The organism is Streptomyces sp. NPDC002734 (genome assembly GCF_040295685.1).
Classification (GTDB): Bacteria; Actinomycetota; Actinomycetes; order Streptomycetales; family Streptomycetaceae; genus Streptomyces.
In genome coordinates this window covers 141368-155933 of sequence record NZ_JBEOVU010000006.1, presented here as the reverse complement: position 1 = coordinate 155933, position 14566 = coordinate 141368, and the positions used below count along the sequence as shown (strand labels likewise).

The window sequence follows — 14566 nt, the reverse complement described above, 5'->3', positions numbered from 1 at the left end:
CCGACCGCGAGCGCGCGGTACGGCCGGGCCCGGCACAGGTGGCCCGCGGCGCACCCGCCTCGTCCGGCCGATGACCGCCCTGAGCCTCGTGCTGGCCGTGCTGTTCCTGGCGGCCGCCGCGTTCGGCCAGGCGCTGCTGCCCCACTGGGACGCCCAGGACATCACCGCCGGCGCCCGGATGCCCGGCGACGGCCACCTGCTCGGCACCGACGACCTGGGCCGCGACATCGCGAGCATGGTGATCGCCGGGGCGCGCTCCACCCTGACCGGCGCCGCGCTGGTCGCGCTGGGCTCGATGCTGATCGGCAACGTGCTGGGGCTCCTCGCCGGCTACCTCGGCGGGTGGACGGACGTGCTGGTGCGCCGCTGGGCCGACCTGCTGCTGGCCGTTCCCGCCCTCCTGGTCACCCTGGTGGTGGCGGGCATCGGCGGCGGGGGCTGGACCCTGGCCGTGTGCGCGCTGGTGGTGCTGACCTCGCCCTCCGACATCCGCCTGGTGCGTACCGCCGTGCTGGAGCAGCGGCACCTGCCGTACGTGGAGGCCGCCGAGACGCTGGGGCTGCCGCGGCGCACCGTGATGCTGCGGCACATCTGGCCCAACACCCTGCCGGTGGTCGTCGCCAACACGCTGCTCAACTTCGCGGGGGCCGTGGTCGCGCTGAGCTCGCTCTCCTTCCTGGGCCTGGGCGTGCCGCCCGGCGCACCGGACTGGGGGCGGATGCTCTCCGAGAACCGGAACCTGCTGTGGACCAACCCGAGCGCGGCGCTCGCGCCCGCCGCCCTCATCGTGCTGTCGGCCGTCGTGCTCAACCTGCTCGGCGACCGCGTCCTGGAGGCCTTCTCCGAGCGAGGCAGATCGTGACGACCACCCACGCCCCCCACGCCACCCGTGACGCGGTGTCCGCGCCGCTCCTCGAGGTCGACGGCCTGTCCGTGACGGCGGGCTCCGGCGGCGGAGCCGTCGTCGTCGACGGGGTGTCGCTGACCGTGGCGCCCGGCGAATGCGTGGGCATCGTCGGTGAGTCCGGCAGCGGGAAGTCCCTCACCGTCCGGGCGGTAGCCGGGTTGCTGCCGCCGGGCCTCGAGGTCACCTCCGGGGCGGTCCGGCTGGGCGGCGAGGAGGTCCTGGGCCTGGCGCCCAGGGCCCGTGCCGCGCTGCGCGGGCGGCGGATCGCGCTGCTGCTGCAGGACCCGTTCGCGATGCTGCACCCGCAGCTCACCTGCGGCCGGCAGATCGCCGACGGGCTGCGCGGCCTCGACGGCCGGAGCCGTGCCGTGCGTGCGGCGCGGCGGGCCGAGGTGGAGCGGCGCCTGGTCGAGGTGGGGCTGGACCCGTCGGTCGCCGACCGCTTCCCGCACGAGCTCTCCGGCGGCATGCTCCAGCGGGTGGCCACGGCGGCGGCGCTGGCCGGCGATCCGGAGCTGCTGATCGCCGACGAGCCGACCACGGCGCTGGACACCGCCACCCAGGCCGCCGTCCTGGACCTGCTGGGCGGGCTGCGGCGGGACCGGGACATGGGCCTGATCCTGATCACGCACGACCTGCGGGTCGCGTTCTCCGCCTGCGACCGGGTGCACGTGCTGTACGCCGGGAAGGTCGTCGAGCACGGCCCCTCGCACCGGCTGGGCGGCGCCCCCCGGCACCCGTACACGGCGGCCCTGCTGGCCTCCGAGCCCTCCGCCCACGAGCGGCGACCCCGCCTCGCCACCCTCCCCGGTTCCGTCCCCGCGCCCGGCGAACGCGGCCCCGGCTGCCCGTTCGCCGACCGCTGCGCCTTCGCCGTGGACGTCTGCCGCACCACGCCGGTGTCCCTCACCCCCGTCCCTCCGGGCCCGGCCGCCCTCGGCGCGACCGCGTGCCTGCGCGCCGACGAGCTGGGGCCGCTCGGGCCGACCACGACGGCGGACGGCGCGGCGGCCGGCACAGCGGCGAACGCCACACCGGCGAACGGCGCGACAACGAACGGCACTGCGGCGAACGGCGAGGCGGCGAACGGCGCGGGACCCGACGGGGAGGATCCCGCGCCCCACGCCGCCGCACCCGACCCCGACGCCGCCCTGGTCGTGCGGGAGGTGGGACGCCGGTTCGGGTCCGCGGCCGGTGACGGCGGGCGGCACGCCCTCGCGGACGTGTCGCTGACCGTGCCCGCCGGCGAGGTGACCGCCCTGGTGGGGCGCTCCGGCTCCGGCAAGACCACCCTCGCGCGGATCGTCATCGGCCTGGAGTCCTTCGACGACGGCGCCGTCCGCACCGGCCCGGTCGACCTCCCCCGCGGGCGGCGGCCCTCCACCGCGGACCGCCGCCGGATCGCCGCGCACGCGCAAATCGTCTTCCAGGACCCCTACGCCTCGCTGAGCCCGCTGCGCACCGTCGGCGCCACCCTCCGCGAGGCCCTGGACGCCGCCCGGCGCGGCGGCCGCGGCGGCACGGACACCGTCGGGTCGCTGCTGGCCAGGGTCGGCCTGCCCGAGCGGTACGCCGACCGGCGCCCCGCGGCCCTCTCCGGCGGCGAGCGTCAGCGGGTGGCGGTGGCGAGGGCGCTGGCCGCCCGGCCCCGGCTGCTGATCTGCGACGAGTCCGTCGCCGCGCTCGACGTCTCGGTGCAGGCGCAACTGCTCAACCTGCTCGACGAGTTGCGCCGCGACCAGGGTTTCGCGGTGCTGTTCATCACCCACGACCTCGCCGTGGTGCGGCAGATCGCCGACCACGTCGCGGTGCTGCACGACGGCCGTCTCGTCGAAACCGGGCCCGCCGCACGGGTGTTGGACGCACCCGAGCATCCCGAGACCCGTCGGCTGCTCGCCGCCGTCCCCGCCCCACGGTAGAGTTCGGCACCCGGCGCGACACCCTGCTCCACCCCCTGACCTGCGACGACCGAGGAGGCCGACGGTGACCGGCACGACCACCCCGGCCGCGGTCCCGCACCAGGCCGAGGCCCGGACCGCCTCCGGTGCGCCGGCCGCGTCCGGCACCCGCGCCTCGCTCGCGGGGAACGTCAACCGGCGCCGTCTGGCACGGGGGTTGAGTTTGCGGGAGCTGTCGGCGGCGACCGGGGTCAGCAAGGCGCTGCTGTCGCAGATCGAGCGCGCCGAGGCCAACCCCACCGTCGACGTGCTGGTCCGGATCGCCGAGGCGCTGGAGACCACCTGCGACGAGCTGCTGCGCCGCCCGCTGCTGCACCCGGAGATCGTGCGCGCCGCCGATCTGCCCGAGCCGCCCGGCGAGACCTCCGTGAACCTGCTCTTCGCCGGTCACGAACCGGGCCGCGTGGAGCTGTACCGCACCAGCCTGCACCCGCACGCGCAGAGCCAGTTGAGCTCGCACGGGGCGGGGTCGGTGGAGTACGTGGTGGTTCTCTCCGGCGAGGTCACCCTGACCGTGGACGGACGGCCCTACCGCCTCGCCACCGGCGACAGCGCCCGCTTCTCCGGCCTGAGCAGCCACTTCTACAGCACCGACGCGGCTCCCGCGGTCACTCTCACCATGGTCGGCCACCCGCGCCACTGACCCACCCGCGGTGAGCCCCACCGGTCCCACCGGGCCGGGCGGTCCCGCCTTCGCGCACCCGGGGACAGCCCGGCGCCCGCCCTCGCACCCTCAGGGCCGGACCAGCGCGGCGGCCCGGCGCCGGGCCCACAGCAGCAGCACCGCCGCGACCGCCCAGCAGGCCGTCGTCCTGCCGACGCCGACAGCACCGGGGCCGCCGAGGAGCACGGTCACCGTGGTGACGCCCACCAGAGGGCCCACCGCGTGCCACAGCAGGGCCAGCCCCGGACCGGTTCCGGCCAGCGCGGCCGACCCGTACAGCAGCGCGGTGCGGGTGGGCGGCCGGTAGGCGCTCACCAGCCCGGCGGCGACGAGCACCGGCACGGCTCCGGCGACGACCGGCAGCGCGCCGGGTCCGCCCGTCACCAGCGCGAGGACCGCGCCCGCGACCGTCAGCACGGCCGTCGGCACCACCGCGTGCGCCGCCACCGTCCGCTCGAACGGCCGGGGCGACCAGGCGGCCCGGCGGGGGTCGTCGCCGTCCAGCCGGGCCGGTTCCAGGAGCCGGGCGCACGCGCCGTAGGCCGCCGCGCCCGCGGCCGCCGCCGTCAGCGTCCCGGCGCCGGCCCCGGCGGCGGCCGCACCGGCCGCGGCGACCAGCAGCAGGGCCACCGCCGAGGCGGTCCGCCGCGGCACGGCCGCCAGGGCCACCGCGTCCCGCCAGACCACCAGCAGCCGCGGGAACCGCGGGGCGTGGAGCCGGCCGGCCCACCGGGCGGTCCTCCCCCGGGCCCTCGCCTCCCGTGAGCGGGCCGTGGCCAGGCGCACCACACGCGGGTCCGCGGCGAGGACGCCGGCCAGCACCCCGCCCGTGGCACCGGCCCTGGCCCGCAGCGACCCGGCGGGGATCCCGCCCAGGCACCGCACGGCGAGCCACAGCGCCACGGCGGTGGCCGACACCAGGAGGAACACCGCCACCGGCCAGAGCGGGGCCGTCCCTCCCACCGCCGCCAGGACCGGCTGCGCCGCCCAGCCCCAGGGGCCTGACCACAGTTCGGCCGTCTCCAGCCACCGCACCCTGCTCCCCCGGGCGGCGGCCACCGTCTGCACGGCCACCCCCAGCAGCGCCGTCACCGCCCACGGGGTGAGCCGGTGGACGGCACGGGCCGCCCGGCGTGAGCGCTGGACCGTCGCCGCCGCGGCGACGGCGAGCAGGGCCGTGCAGACGGCGGCGCCCGCGCACGCCGCCGTCAGCGGCCCCAGCGCGCCGAGACCGGTCGCCGCGAGCGCGGCGGCCCCGGCGAGTGCCGACAGCAGCCCGGCGGCCGTCCAGAGAGCGGCCGACAGCGCGAACCACGGCAGCAGCACCGTCCGCCGGCGCACCGGCAGGACCAGCAGCCAGTCGACGTCCGGCCCCGGCGGCGTGACCGGGCCCCGCCACAGCGCGTCGCGCAGCGCCGCCCACAGGGCCCAGGCGGCCGCCGTCGCGAGCCCCGCGGGCAGCACCGCCTCGACCACGGCGGCGTGCGCGGCGAACGGCCGCCGTCGCACCTCGGCGAGCAGCCCCGCCACGAAGAGGCCGTACCACCCGGCGAGCAGCACCAGTGCCGTGTAGGCGCGGGAGACGAACCGCCGCGCGCCCTCCGCCCCGCGCCGCGCCCTGAGCCAGGCCCGCACCTCGGCCGTCCGGTCCTCGTGGGGCGCCCCCGCCCACTCCGGGCTCCCGCCCCACGGCATGACCGGGGCCGGGCCGGTCACCGCCGCGCCCCGGCGAGCACCTCGTCCGCGGGCCCGTCCGCGACCACCTCTCCGTCCTCCAGCAGCACGACCCGGTGCGCGGCCCGGGCGAGCTCGAGGTGATGGGTGGCGTAGAGGACGGCCGTGCCGTGTTCGCCCTGGGCGCGCACGATGCCGGCCAGGCGGCTTCGGGCGCCGGGGTCGAGCCGCTGTTCGGGTTCGTCGAGCACCAGCAGGTCGCGCGGGCGCAGCAGCGCGGCGGCCAGCAGGAGGGACTGGAGCTGTCCGGAGGACAGGGCCGCCGGGACCGAGTCGCCGTGCCCGTGGAGCCGGAGGTCGCGCAGGACGGCGTCGATCTCCTCCGGCGCGACCGCGTGGGCGACGGCGACCAGCTCCAGGTGCTGGCGCACGGTGAGGTCGGGGTACCAGCTCGGGGTGTCGGCGACGACGGCCACCCGGGCCCGTATTCGCGGGTCGTCCTCGGTCATCGGCGCCCCGTCGAAGGCGACCTTTCCGGCGTCGGGGCGCTCCCGTCCGGCGGCGATCCGCAGCAGCGTCGACTTGCCGGACCCGTTCGGTCCCATCAGCGCGACGCGTTCCCCGCGGGCGACCTCCAGCCCGACGGCGCGCAGCGCGACCCGTTCGCCGTAGCGGCGGCTCACTCCTGTGGTCCTCAGCAACACCACCGCTCCCACCCCTGTCACTCCTCCCCCGCCGGGTGCCCCCACCGGCGACGCACGACGATCATGACACCCCGCGGAGGCGGCGCGGACAGGAGACACGGATCACTCCGGGGCCCGCCGTTCGCCCATCGCCCCTCCACCTGTGCTACGGTCGCAGAAGTTGCAGTTTTGGTTCCCAGAGGCTTCGAGTGCTCTCCCGACCCTTTCGTCGACGAGCACTCTTTTTGTTTTCGGCAGTCTCACCGCTTGCCGGACATCTCCGGACGGGAAATCATCGCAGCGACTCCGGTTCCACACGGTGTGGATCCGGGCACTGCCCCAGAAGGAGATTCAATATGGCATCTGGCACCGTGAAGTGGTTCAACTCGGAAAAGGGTTTTGGCTTCATCGAGCAGGACGGCGGCGGCCCCGACGTCTTCGCCCACTACTCGAACATCGCCACCTCCGGCTTCCGTGAGCTTCAGGAGGGCCAGAAGGTGAACTTCGACGTCACGCAGGGCCAGAAGGGCCCGCAGGCCGAGAACATCGTTCCTGCCTGACGCCGACACGTACGACGGACTGGGGCCCGCACGCTTTGGGGTGCGGGCCCCAGTCCCGTGCTTTTTGGCACCACCGGGCGGCCAGGCGTCACGCCGCCGCCCACCCCGCACGGACGCCTCTGCGACGGAGATTCACCTCCCGTCCACGTCCGGCTCATTCTTCCGGCGCAGTCGCCCGCCCTTTTTCCGGCCGGCCCCCTGTGCGCCCGTTCACCGGCTCAGTATTGCGAATACCCGCATGGCGTTCATCCGCCCGGGGGAATTCCTCGATACGTGTGCCGCATCGAGGAAGGTTCCGCATGAACCGCACCACACGTACCAACGGCTCGCGTCCCGACCGCCGCACCGCGGCCGGTTTCGGCGGCTCCGGCGGCTCCGCCCGCGGTGCCGGCCGTTTCCGTTCGCAGGGCTCCGGCTCCGGCGGCAGCCGTCAGGGCGCCCCGTCCCGCAAGGGCGGCGCCCGTCGCCCCTCCTCGCCGGCCCGCTCCGCCGAGTTCGCGCCGCCCGCCACGATCACGCCGGCGCTGCCGGCCGTGGAGGCGTTCGCCGAGCTGGACCTGCCGGCGGCGCTGCTGTCCGCGCTGACCGCGCAGGGCGTCACCGCCCCGTTCCCGATCCAGGCGGCCACGCTGCCGAACTCGCTGGCCGGGCGTGACGTCCTGGGCCGTGGCCGCACCGGCTCCGGCAAGACGCTGGCCTTCGGCCTGGCCCTGCTGGCCCGCCTCGCGGGACAGCGCGCCGAGTCCAAGCAGCCGCTGGGCCTGGTCCTGGTGCCCACCCGCGAGCTGGCCCAGCAGGTCACCGACGCGCTCACCCCGTACGCCCACGCCCTGCGGATGCGCCTCACCACGGTGGTCGGCGGCATGTCGATCGGCCGCCAGGCGAGCGCGCTGCGCGGCGGCGCGGAGGTCGTGGTGGCCACCCCGGGCCGTCTGAAGGACCTCATCGACCGCGGCGACGTCCGGCTGGACCGGGTGTCCATCACGGTCCTCGACGAGGCCGACCAGATGACCGACATGGGCTTCATGCCGCAGGTCACCGCGCTGCTGGACCAGGTGCGCCCGGACGGACAGCGGATGCTGTTCTCCGCCACCCTGGACCGCAACGTGGACCTGCTGGTGCGCCGCTACCTGCACGACCCGGTGGTCCACTCGGTGGACCCGTCGGCGGGCGCGGTCACCACGATGGAGCACCACGTGCTGCACGTCTTCGACGCGGACAAGCACGCCACGACCACGGAGATCGCCGCCCGCGACGGTCGCGTGATCATGTTCCTGGACACCAAGCACGCGGTGGACCGGCTCACCAAGCACCTGCTGTCGGTGGGCGTGCGGGCCTCGGCGCTGCACGGCGGCAAGTCGCAGCCGCAGCGGACGCGGACGCTGGCCCAGTTCAAGGACGGCCTGGTGAACGTGCTGGTCGCCACGAACGTGGCGGCGCGCGGCATCCACGTCGACAACCTGGACCTGGTCGTGAACGTGGACCCGCCGGCGGACCACAAGGACTACCTGCACCGCGGTGGCCGCACGGCCCGCGCGGGCGAGTCCGGCACGGTCGTGACGCTGGTGCTGCCGAACCAGCGCCGTGAGATGGACCGGCTGATGGCGGACGCCGGGATCACCCCGCGGATCGCCAAGGTCCGCTCGGGCGAGGCGGAGCTGACCCGGATCACCGGCGCCCAGGCGCCGTCCGGCGTCCCGGTCGTCATCCAGGCGCCGGCCGCCGCGGCCCCGGCCTCGCGGTCCGCGGCCTCCCGTCGCGGCCGTCGCAGCCGCCCCTCGCAGGCGCGTCGTCGCACCACCGGCGGCAGCACCACCCGCTGACCCGCCCTGCTCCACGCCGCCCGCCCGCGCCCTCGTGCGCCGGCGGGCGGCTTCGTTCCGCGCCCCGTCGGGCCCGGCGGCTCGGCCCTCGGCCCGGAGCCAGGTGTCGCCGGCGCGGAGCCGGAGGGCGCCGTCGCGGCCCTGTGCGCAGCGCGGCGAACGTCACCGGGCGGGCGACGGCTGCCTCACGCCGCCGGTCGCGCCCCGCCGTCGCCGCCGGCGCCGCCCGCCCGGTGCGTCCCCGTCGGCCCGGTGCCTCGGCCGCGGGTGAGGGCCAGGGCGAGCGCGATCATGCCGAGGCCGAGGATCAGGTGGAGCCAGTTGTCCGCGGTGTTCAGCGGCACGAAGTTGGCGTCGCTGTGCCGGTCGATCACGAGGCCGTAGATCCACAGCGCCAGGTAGACCAGACCGCCGCCGATCAGGTAGGCGCGCGCCGCCGACGCGGTCCTGGCCAGGGCCAGGCCGAGGATGCCGAGGAGCAGGTGGAGCAGGTTGTGAAGGATGGAGACCTGGAAGACGCCCAGCAGCTTGGCCCCCGACTCGTGCGAGGCGAACTCCATGTCGCCGTAGTGGGTGGTGATCCCGGGGATGAACCCGAGGAGGCCCACCAGCACGAAGACCAGGCCCACCGCCTGGGCGGCCCGCTGCACCGGTGCGCGGGCTCCGGCCGGGCGCGCTTCGTTCGTGGTCATCGTCGTGCCACCTCCTGACGGCGGCGCCGGCCTTCGGCCACCGCCTTGTGCACGGCCGGTGCCCAGACCGGACCGGGGTAGGCCGACTCTCACCCGCACGGCCGAACACCCACGTCACGGGGCACCCCGTCGGGCGGACCATCGGGGGGACCAGGAGTTTTCCGGCCGGTCGGGAGGGCACTCGCCCGCCATGTCCCGCGATACGTCCCCCCTCGCCGACCGCACCGCCGCACTGCTGCTCAAGGGGTACGACTGGCTGCCCGGCCTGGTCCGCCGGCACGGCGCCCCGCTGCGCACCCGGCTGGCCGGCCGGACCGCCGTCGCGCTGCGCGGCCCGGAGGCCGTCCGGTTCGTCTACGACGAGCGCCACGTGGTACGTGGCCCCGCGATGCCGGAGCCGGTGCTGAGCACGCTCTTCGGCAAGGGCGCCGTGCACACCCTGGACGGCGAGGCCCACCGGGTCCGCAAGGCGATGTTCCTGTCCCTGCTGGCCGACCCGGCGCAGGTGGCCGACCTCACCGAGCGGGTCGCCGACGCCTGGGAGGAGGCGGTGCCCGACTGGGCGGGCCGCGAGGAGGTCGTACTGTTCGACGAGGCGGCCGTGGTGCTCACCCGCGGCGTGTGCCGCTGGGCGGGGGTGCCGCTGGACGAGGCGGACGCCCGTCCGCTCGCCCGGGACCTGGTGGCCATGGTGGACGGCTTCGCCACCGCGGGTCCCCGGCACTGGCGGGCCCGGCGGGCCCGCGCCCGGCGCGAGTTCTGGGCCTCGGGGGTCGTCGAGGAGGTCCGCGACGACGCGCTGGCCCCGCCGGAGGGCTCCGCGCTCGACGTGATCGCCCGCCACCGCGACGCCGACGGCCTGCTGCTGGAGCCGCGGGTCGCCGGGGTCGAGCTGCTGAACGTCCTGCGCCCGACGGTCGCGGTGACCTGGTTCCTGTCCTTCGCCGGCCACCTGCTGCACCACCGGCCGGACGTGCGGGACCGGCTGTGGGCGGACGACGCCGCCTACCTGGCCGCCTTCGTCCACGAGCTGCGGCGCTTCTACCCGTTCGCCCCGTTCGTCGGCGGGCGCGCCCCGGCCGACGTCTCCTTCCAGGGCGAGCCGATCCCCGAGGGCGCCATGGTGCTCATCGACCTGTTCGGCCAGAACCACGACGAGAAGCTGTGGGGCGACCCGTTCGTCTTCCGGCCGGAGCGCTTCCTGGAGCGGCCGGTGGAGCGCGACGAGCTGGTCCCGCAGGGCGGCGGCGACCCGGCGACCGGGCACCGGTGTCCCGGCGAGGCGGTCACCATCGCGCTGCTGGAGGCGCTGGCGCTGCGGCTGGCCCGGCTGGACCACGAGGTGCCCGAGCAGGACATGCGGATCTCCCTGCACCGGGTGCCCGCCCGGCCGCGCAGCGGCCTGCGGATCACCGTGACGGGGAAGTGACGCCCGCGGTCGCGGCGCACGTCCCCGGCGGCGGCGCACCAGGTCATGGCCGTGACAACGCACACATCTCCGCCCACACTTGCCCCGATCCGCCGCCCCGGGGGATGGTGGGAGGACCAATGTCGTTCAGAAGGGCGGTCGGCGCGCAGCACCATCTGTGGCGCCCGTGATCCGTGGACTCTTCGCATTCGCTCCACGACAACCCCTCGGCCGCCGCGTTCGACCGGGGCACTTCCCGCACCGTCCCCTTCCCCGTCCTGACCGGGGACCCGGTGGGGGTGCTCACCACGCTCAACGCGGCCGCGATGGAACTCTTCCCCCGGGCGGCGGCGGGCGTGCCGATGCGTGACGCGGCCCCCTCCTGGCTGGTCAAGGCGCACGAGCGCGCCTGCCGGACCACGGCCGCGTCGGACGACGCGGCCGCCTGCGGCCCGGTCGACGACCGCTGGTTCCGGGCCCTGGCGGTCCACGCCGACGACGGCGGGGTCGCCTGGTGGCTGACCGACGAGACCGCCCGCCACCGTGCCGAGCGCCGGCTGGCGGAGGAACGCCGCGTCGGCAACGTGCTGAACGAGGTCTCCGGCGCGCTGCTCGCCACGCTGAACCCCGAGCGCTGCATGGAGCTGACGGCGCGGCTGGCGGCCGAGCACCTGGCCGACGCGGCGGTGGTGGTCTCCCCCCTGCTGGGTCGCGGGCTGCCCGTCGCCACCTGCGGTCCGGACGGCGTCACCACGCACGAGGTGCTGCGCGCGGACCCCGAGGCGGTGCCGGACCTGGACGAGGCGCTGCGGGGCCGTCTGCCCTCCCCCGCCACGATCGCGCTGGACCCGTCGGGGCTGCCGGACTGGGCGGTGCCCGAGGCGCTGGCCGGGCCGGTGACCCGCGCCTCGCTGACGCCGCTGCCCGGGCAGGGCGTGCCCGCGGGGGCCCTGCTGCTGCTCGACACGGGGGCCTCCGACGGCGCGGACGACGCCCGCCCGGGGCCCGACTTCGCGCGGCTCTTCGCCACCCGGGCCGGCGCCGCGCTGTCCGCGGCCCGGCTGCACGCGGAGCAGGCGGCGATCACCGCCACCCTGATGCGCAACCTCCTGCCGCCCGACCTGTCCACCGTGCACGGCGTGGAGTACGCGGGCATCTACCAGCCCTCCCGGGCCAGCGAACGGGTGGGCGGCGACTTCTACGACGTGCATCCCGGCCCCGGGCCGCTGGACGAGACGCTGGTGGTGCTGGGCGACGTGTGCGGCAAGGGCCTGGAGGCCGCCGTGCTGACCGGCAAGATACGCAACACCCTGCAGGCGCTGCTGCCGCTCTCCGGCGACCACCAGCGGCTGCTGGGGCTGCTCAACGACGCGCTGCTGGCGCCGGCCAACCCGCGCTTCGCCACCCTGGCGCTCGCCTCGGTGGTGCGGGACGGCCCACTGGTGCGGCTGCGGGTCACCAGCGCGGGACACATGCCGCCGGTGGTGGTCCGCCGCTCCGGCGAGGTGGAGGAGGTCCCCACCCGGGGCACCCTGGTCGGCGCGTTCCACAGCATCAGCTCCACCACCGCCGAGGTCGTGCTGCGGCCCGGCGAGACGTGCGTGATGTTCACCGACGGGATAACGGAGGCACGCGGCGGGCCGCTGGGCGACGACATGTTCGGGCAGGAACGGCTGCTGGCCGCGCTCCGGCGGTGCGCCGGCATGCCGGTCGACGCCCTGGTGGATCATGTACACATGCTGGCCGCCGACTGGCTCGGCGGCGGTGATCACGACGACATCGCGGTGGTGGCCGTCGGGGCCCCGCACCGCGCAGCCCTCTGAGGGAAGGCCCGACGGCATGACGACACAGCACGGTGCGAACGGCGGCACGGGCGGCGGCAGCCCCTGGGAGAGGGTCCCGGCGAAGGTCCACGAGGACCTGTGGGAGGCCCTGCGCCAGGGCGACGAGTACACGGCGTCCGGTGTGGTGCTGGACGCCGTCGACGCGGGCGTGAGCGTGGAGGACGTGCTGCTGGGGCTGATAGCGCCGGTCCAGGAGCGGATCGGCGCGGAGTGGGCCGCCAACCGGATCACCGTGGCGCAGGAGCACACCGCCACCGCCGTCAACGAGCGGGTGATGGCGGCCCTCGCCCATCACCCGGCGTACCGGCCGCCGCCCCCGCACCGCGGGCGGATCACGGTGGCCTGCGTGGACGGCGAGTGGCACTCCCTGCCGGCCCGGCTGGTCGCGGAGGTGCTGCGGCGGCGCGGCTGGGACGTCGGCTTCCTCGGGGCGCACGTGCCCACGCCTCATCTGGTCGCCGACCTGCACGCCTCGGCGCCGAGGGCGGTGGCGCTGTCCTGCTCGATGCCGCGTCACCTGCCCACCGCGCACCGGGTGGTGGCGGCCTGTCAGGCCGCCGGGTTCCCCGTGCTCGCGGGCGGTCGGGCCTTCGGGCCGGACGGACGGCACGCGCGGACGCTGGGCGCCGACGGGTGGGCGCCCAACGCGCAGGGCGCCGCGGAGGTGCTGGAGTCGGGGCTGGCGGGGAGCCTGCCGCGGCCGGCGCACCGGCCGGTCGACGACCTGCCGCACCTGGCGGACCAGGAGTACACGACGGTGACCCGGGCGAAGCAGCGGCTGGTGAAGGAGACCCTGGCCGCGCTGGAGGACCGGTTCCCGCCCATGCGGGCGTACAGCGAGGTGCAGCGGGACCGGACGGCGGAGGACGTGGCGCACGTCGTCGACCACCTCGCGGCGGCGGTGTACGTCAACGACGACGTGCTGTTCTCCGGGTTCGTCACCTGGACGGCGGACGTCCTGACCGCGCGCGGCGTCCCGGCGCTGAGTCTGGACCCCACCCTGGACCTCCTCGCCGCGGGCCTGCCCGACGCCACCCCCCGCGCCCACCGCATCCTCACCGCCGGCCGCACCGAACTCACCGCCGGTCCCTGGCCCCACCCCACCACCACCTGACCGCCGCCCTCGGCCTCGGCGGCCGCACCGCGCCGCACCGCCCGGCCGACCGCCGGGTCAGCGTCCCTCGGCGATCCATTCCTCGCGGCGGGAATCGGCCGCATCCGCCCTCTCGACCCGGGCGACCAGCTCGTTGACGGCCTGGTGCTCCTCCTCGACCACCGCGGTCAGCGCCTCGCCGTCCTCGGACACCCGCCGCAGCAGCGGCCACAGCACGGTCTCCTCGGCGAAGGCGTGGCTGAAGACCAGCTGGACGATGTCCCTCCGGAGTTCCGGCCGCTCCCGGTCCCTCGGGGTCCGCCGCCTCGTAGGAGCTCATCATCCGCTCGAGTTCGTCGTGGTCGCGCCGCTGGCGCCCCAGGATGCTGCTCCCGCCGCCGAGTTCGGCGGGGTCGAGGTCCGCGACGGAGTACGGCGCGGAGGTCCGGGCGGACCGCTCGGTCGTGGGGGCGCCTCCCCTGGGAAGGGGGACGGGTGGTCGTGCCCTGCGAGTGACCGGGAACGCGCCCGCCGATCCCGCCGGCGGTAGAGTCGGCTCCCTCCCCCGAACCCCGCGAGGTGCCCCGTGCCTGCCGTCCCCCGTGAGCTCGCCGATCTGCCCTACGCGCGCCATCTGGAGCCGTTGCGCGGGGAGCTGGAGACGGAGGGGACCTACGACACCGTGCACGCCGACGACCGGGAGTTCCAGGAGCCCCGGGCGGGCGGCGCGCGGTTCGTCGAGTGCGCCTTCACGTCGGTGGCGTTCGAGGGCGGGCGGATGCGGCGGGCGAGGTTCAACGACGTGTGGTGCCACACCGTGCGCTGGGTGGGCACCGACCTGGCCGAGTCCTCGTGGATGGACGCCACGGTGCTCTCCGGGATGCTGGCCGGGGTGCAGGTGTTCGGCGCGACGCTGCGCCGGGTGACGTTCTCGCACTGCAAGCTCGACTCGGTCAACTGGCGTTCCGCGGCGCTGCGCGAGGTCCGCTTCGAGGACTGTCTGCTGCGCGACGTGGACTTCGGCGAGGCGACGCTGAAGGACGTGTCCTTCCCGGGCACCGTGCTCGACGGCGTCCGGCTGCGCGGGGCCCGGCTGAGCGGGGTGGACCTGCGGGGCGCGGCGTCGCTGGGCATCGCCGACGGGGTGGAGGCGCTGCGCGGCGCGACCATCGACCAGGGCCAACTCCTCGACCTCGCCCCGGCCTTCGCCCAGGCCCTGGGCGTCACGGTCGCCGCCCGCTGACCCGCCCCCGCACGGAA

Annotated in this window: 13 protein-coding genes; 9 read left to right on the top strand and 4 right to left on the bottom strand. The window is 76.0% G+C overall.

Annotated elements, in window-relative coordinates; genetic code table 11:
• Positions 1 to 70: 70 nt before the first annotated feature.
• The 3 genes from ABT026_RS08155 (at position 71) to ABT026_RS08145 (ending at position 3508) form a co-directional block, all read left to right on the top strand.
• Entirely contained in the window at positions 71 to 862 is a 792-nt protein-coding gene (locus ABT026_RS08155; protein WP_351113268.1) for an ABC transporter permease, read from the top strand.
• A complete protein-coding gene (locus ABT026_RS08150) occupies positions 859 to 2826 on the top strand; it encodes an ABC transporter ATP-binding protein (protein WP_351113267.1) in 1968 nt (655 codons plus the stop codon). Before ABT026_RS08155 ends, ABT026_RS08150 begins: the two co-directional genes overlap by 4 nt.
• 64 nt (positions 2827 to 2890) lie before the next feature.
• Entirely contained in the window at positions 2891 to 3508 is a 618-nt protein-coding gene (locus tag ABT026_RS08145; RefSeq protein ID WP_351113266.1) for a helix-turn-helix domain-containing protein, read from the top strand.
• 90 nt (positions 3509 to 3598) lie between these two features.
• Here the strand turns inward: ABT026_RS08145 and ABT026_RS08140 are convergent, their stop codons facing one another.
• Positions 3599 to 5245 (bottom strand): hypothetical protein, encoded by a 1647-nt coding sequence (locus tag ABT026_RS08140; protein WP_351113265.1) that lies wholly within the window; start codon positions 5243 to 5245, stop codon positions 3599 to 3601.
• On the bottom strand, positions 5242 to 5886 hold the full coding sequence (locus ABT026_RS08135) for an ATP-binding cassette domain-containing protein (RefSeq protein ID WP_351113264.1): 645 nt from the start codon (positions 5884 to 5886) through the stop codon (positions 5242 to 5244). Before ABT026_RS08135 ends, ABT026_RS08140 begins: the two co-directional genes overlap by 4 nt.
• Positions 5887 to 6242: 356 nt before the next feature.
• On the opposite strand from ABT026_RS08135, the gene ABT026_RS08130 reads away from it, so the two are divergent.
• Together ABT026_RS08130 and ABT026_RS08125 are read left to right on the top strand one after the other, a co-directional pair.
• Positions 6243 to 6446 carry a cold-shock protein gene (locus tag ABT026_RS08130; RefSeq protein ID WP_108952184.1) on the top strand — a complete coding sequence of 68 codons (204 nt, stop codon included), beginning with the start codon at positions 6243 to 6245 and terminating at the stop codon, positions 6444 to 6446.
• A gap of 299 nt (positions 6447 to 6745) precedes the next feature.
• Positions 6746 to 8269, top strand: a complete 1524-nt coding sequence (locus ABT026_RS08125) for a DEAD/DEAH box helicase (RefSeq protein WP_351113263.1) — start codon at positions 6746 to 6748, stop codon at positions 8267 to 8269.
• 185 nt (positions 8270 to 8454) lie between these two features.
• On the opposite strand, the gene ABT026_RS08120 is transcribed toward ABT026_RS08125, so the two are convergent.
• Positions 8455 to 8961: a DUF4383 domain-containing protein gene (locus ABT026_RS08120; RefSeq protein ID WP_351113262.1), complete on the bottom strand. Its 507-nt coding sequence runs from the start codon at positions 8959 to 8961 to the stop codon at positions 8455 to 8457.
• Positions 8962 to 9151: 190 nt separating this feature from the next.
• Here ABT026_RS08120 and ABT026_RS08115 point away from each other — a divergent pair, with 190 nt between their 5' ends.
• The 3 genes from ABT026_RS08115 to ABT026_RS08105 all read left to right on the top strand — a co-directional run bounded on the left by ABT026_RS08115 (position 9152) and on the right by ABT026_RS08105 (position 13327).
• Complete coding sequence (locus tag ABT026_RS08115; protein WP_351113261.1) at positions 9152 to 10390, top strand: cytochrome P450; 1239 nt, start codon at positions 9152 to 9154, stop codon at positions 10388 to 10390.
• A 173-nt stretch (positions 10391 to 10563) separates the two neighbouring features.
• The gene (locus ABT026_RS08110; RefSeq protein WP_351113260.1) at positions 10564 to 12192 is read left to right on the top strand and encodes a PP2C family protein-serine/threonine phosphatase; all 1629 of its coding nucleotides are present in this window, start codon (positions 10564 to 10566) and stop codon (positions 12190 to 12192) included.
• Between the two features lie 16 nt (positions 12193 to 12208).
• Positions 12209 to 13327: a cobalamin B12-binding domain-containing protein gene (locus ABT026_RS08105; protein ID WP_351113259.1), complete on the top strand. Its 1119-nt coding sequence runs from the start codon at positions 12209 to 12211 to the stop codon at positions 13325 to 13327.
• 57 nt (positions 13328 to 13384) lie between these two features.
• Here ABT026_RS08105 and ABT026_RS08100 read toward each other — a convergent pair whose 3' ends face one another.
• A complete protein-coding gene (locus ABT026_RS08100; protein ID WP_351113258.1) occupies positions 13385 to 13543 on the bottom strand; it encodes a hypothetical protein in 159 nt (52 codons plus the stop codon).
• A 349-nt stretch (positions 13544 to 13892) separates the two neighbouring features.
• Between ABT026_RS08100 and ABT026_RS08095 the strand changes: the two genes are divergently transcribed.
• Positions 13893 to 14549 carry a pentapeptide repeat-containing protein gene (locus ABT026_RS08095; RefSeq protein ID WP_351113257.1) on the top strand — a complete coding sequence of 219 codons (657 nt, stop codon included), beginning with the start codon at positions 13893 to 13895 and terminating at the stop codon, positions 14547 to 14549.
• Positions 14550 to 14566 lie beyond the last annotated feature (17 nt).

Excerpts from the sequence above, each read along its gene's own strand:
- ABT026_RS08155 (WP_351113268.1), top strand. The coding sequence starts at position 71 with ATGACCGCCCTGAGCCTCGTGCTGGCCGTGCTGTTCCTGGCGGCCGCC.
- ABT026_RS08125 (WP_351113263.1), top strand. The coding sequence starts at position 6,746 with ATGAACCGCACCACACGTACCAACGGCTCGCGTCCCGACCGCCGCACC.
- ABT026_RS08120 (WP_351113262.1), bottom strand. The coding sequence starts at position 8,961 with ATGACCACGAACGAAGCGCGCCCGGCCGGAGCCCGCGCACCGGTGCAG.
- ABT026_RS08130 (WP_108952184.1), top strand. The coding sequence starts at position 6,243 with ATGGCATCTGGCACCGTGAAGTGGTTCAACTCGGAAAAGGGTTTTGGC.
- ABT026_RS08115 (WP_351113261.1), top strand. The coding sequence starts at position 9,152 with ATGTCCCGCGATACGTCCCCCCTCGCCGACCGCACCGCCGCACTGCTG.
- ABT026_RS08105 (WP_351113259.1), top strand. The coding sequence starts at position 12,209 with ATGACGACACAGCACGGTGCGAACGGCGGCACGGGCGGCGGCAGCCCC.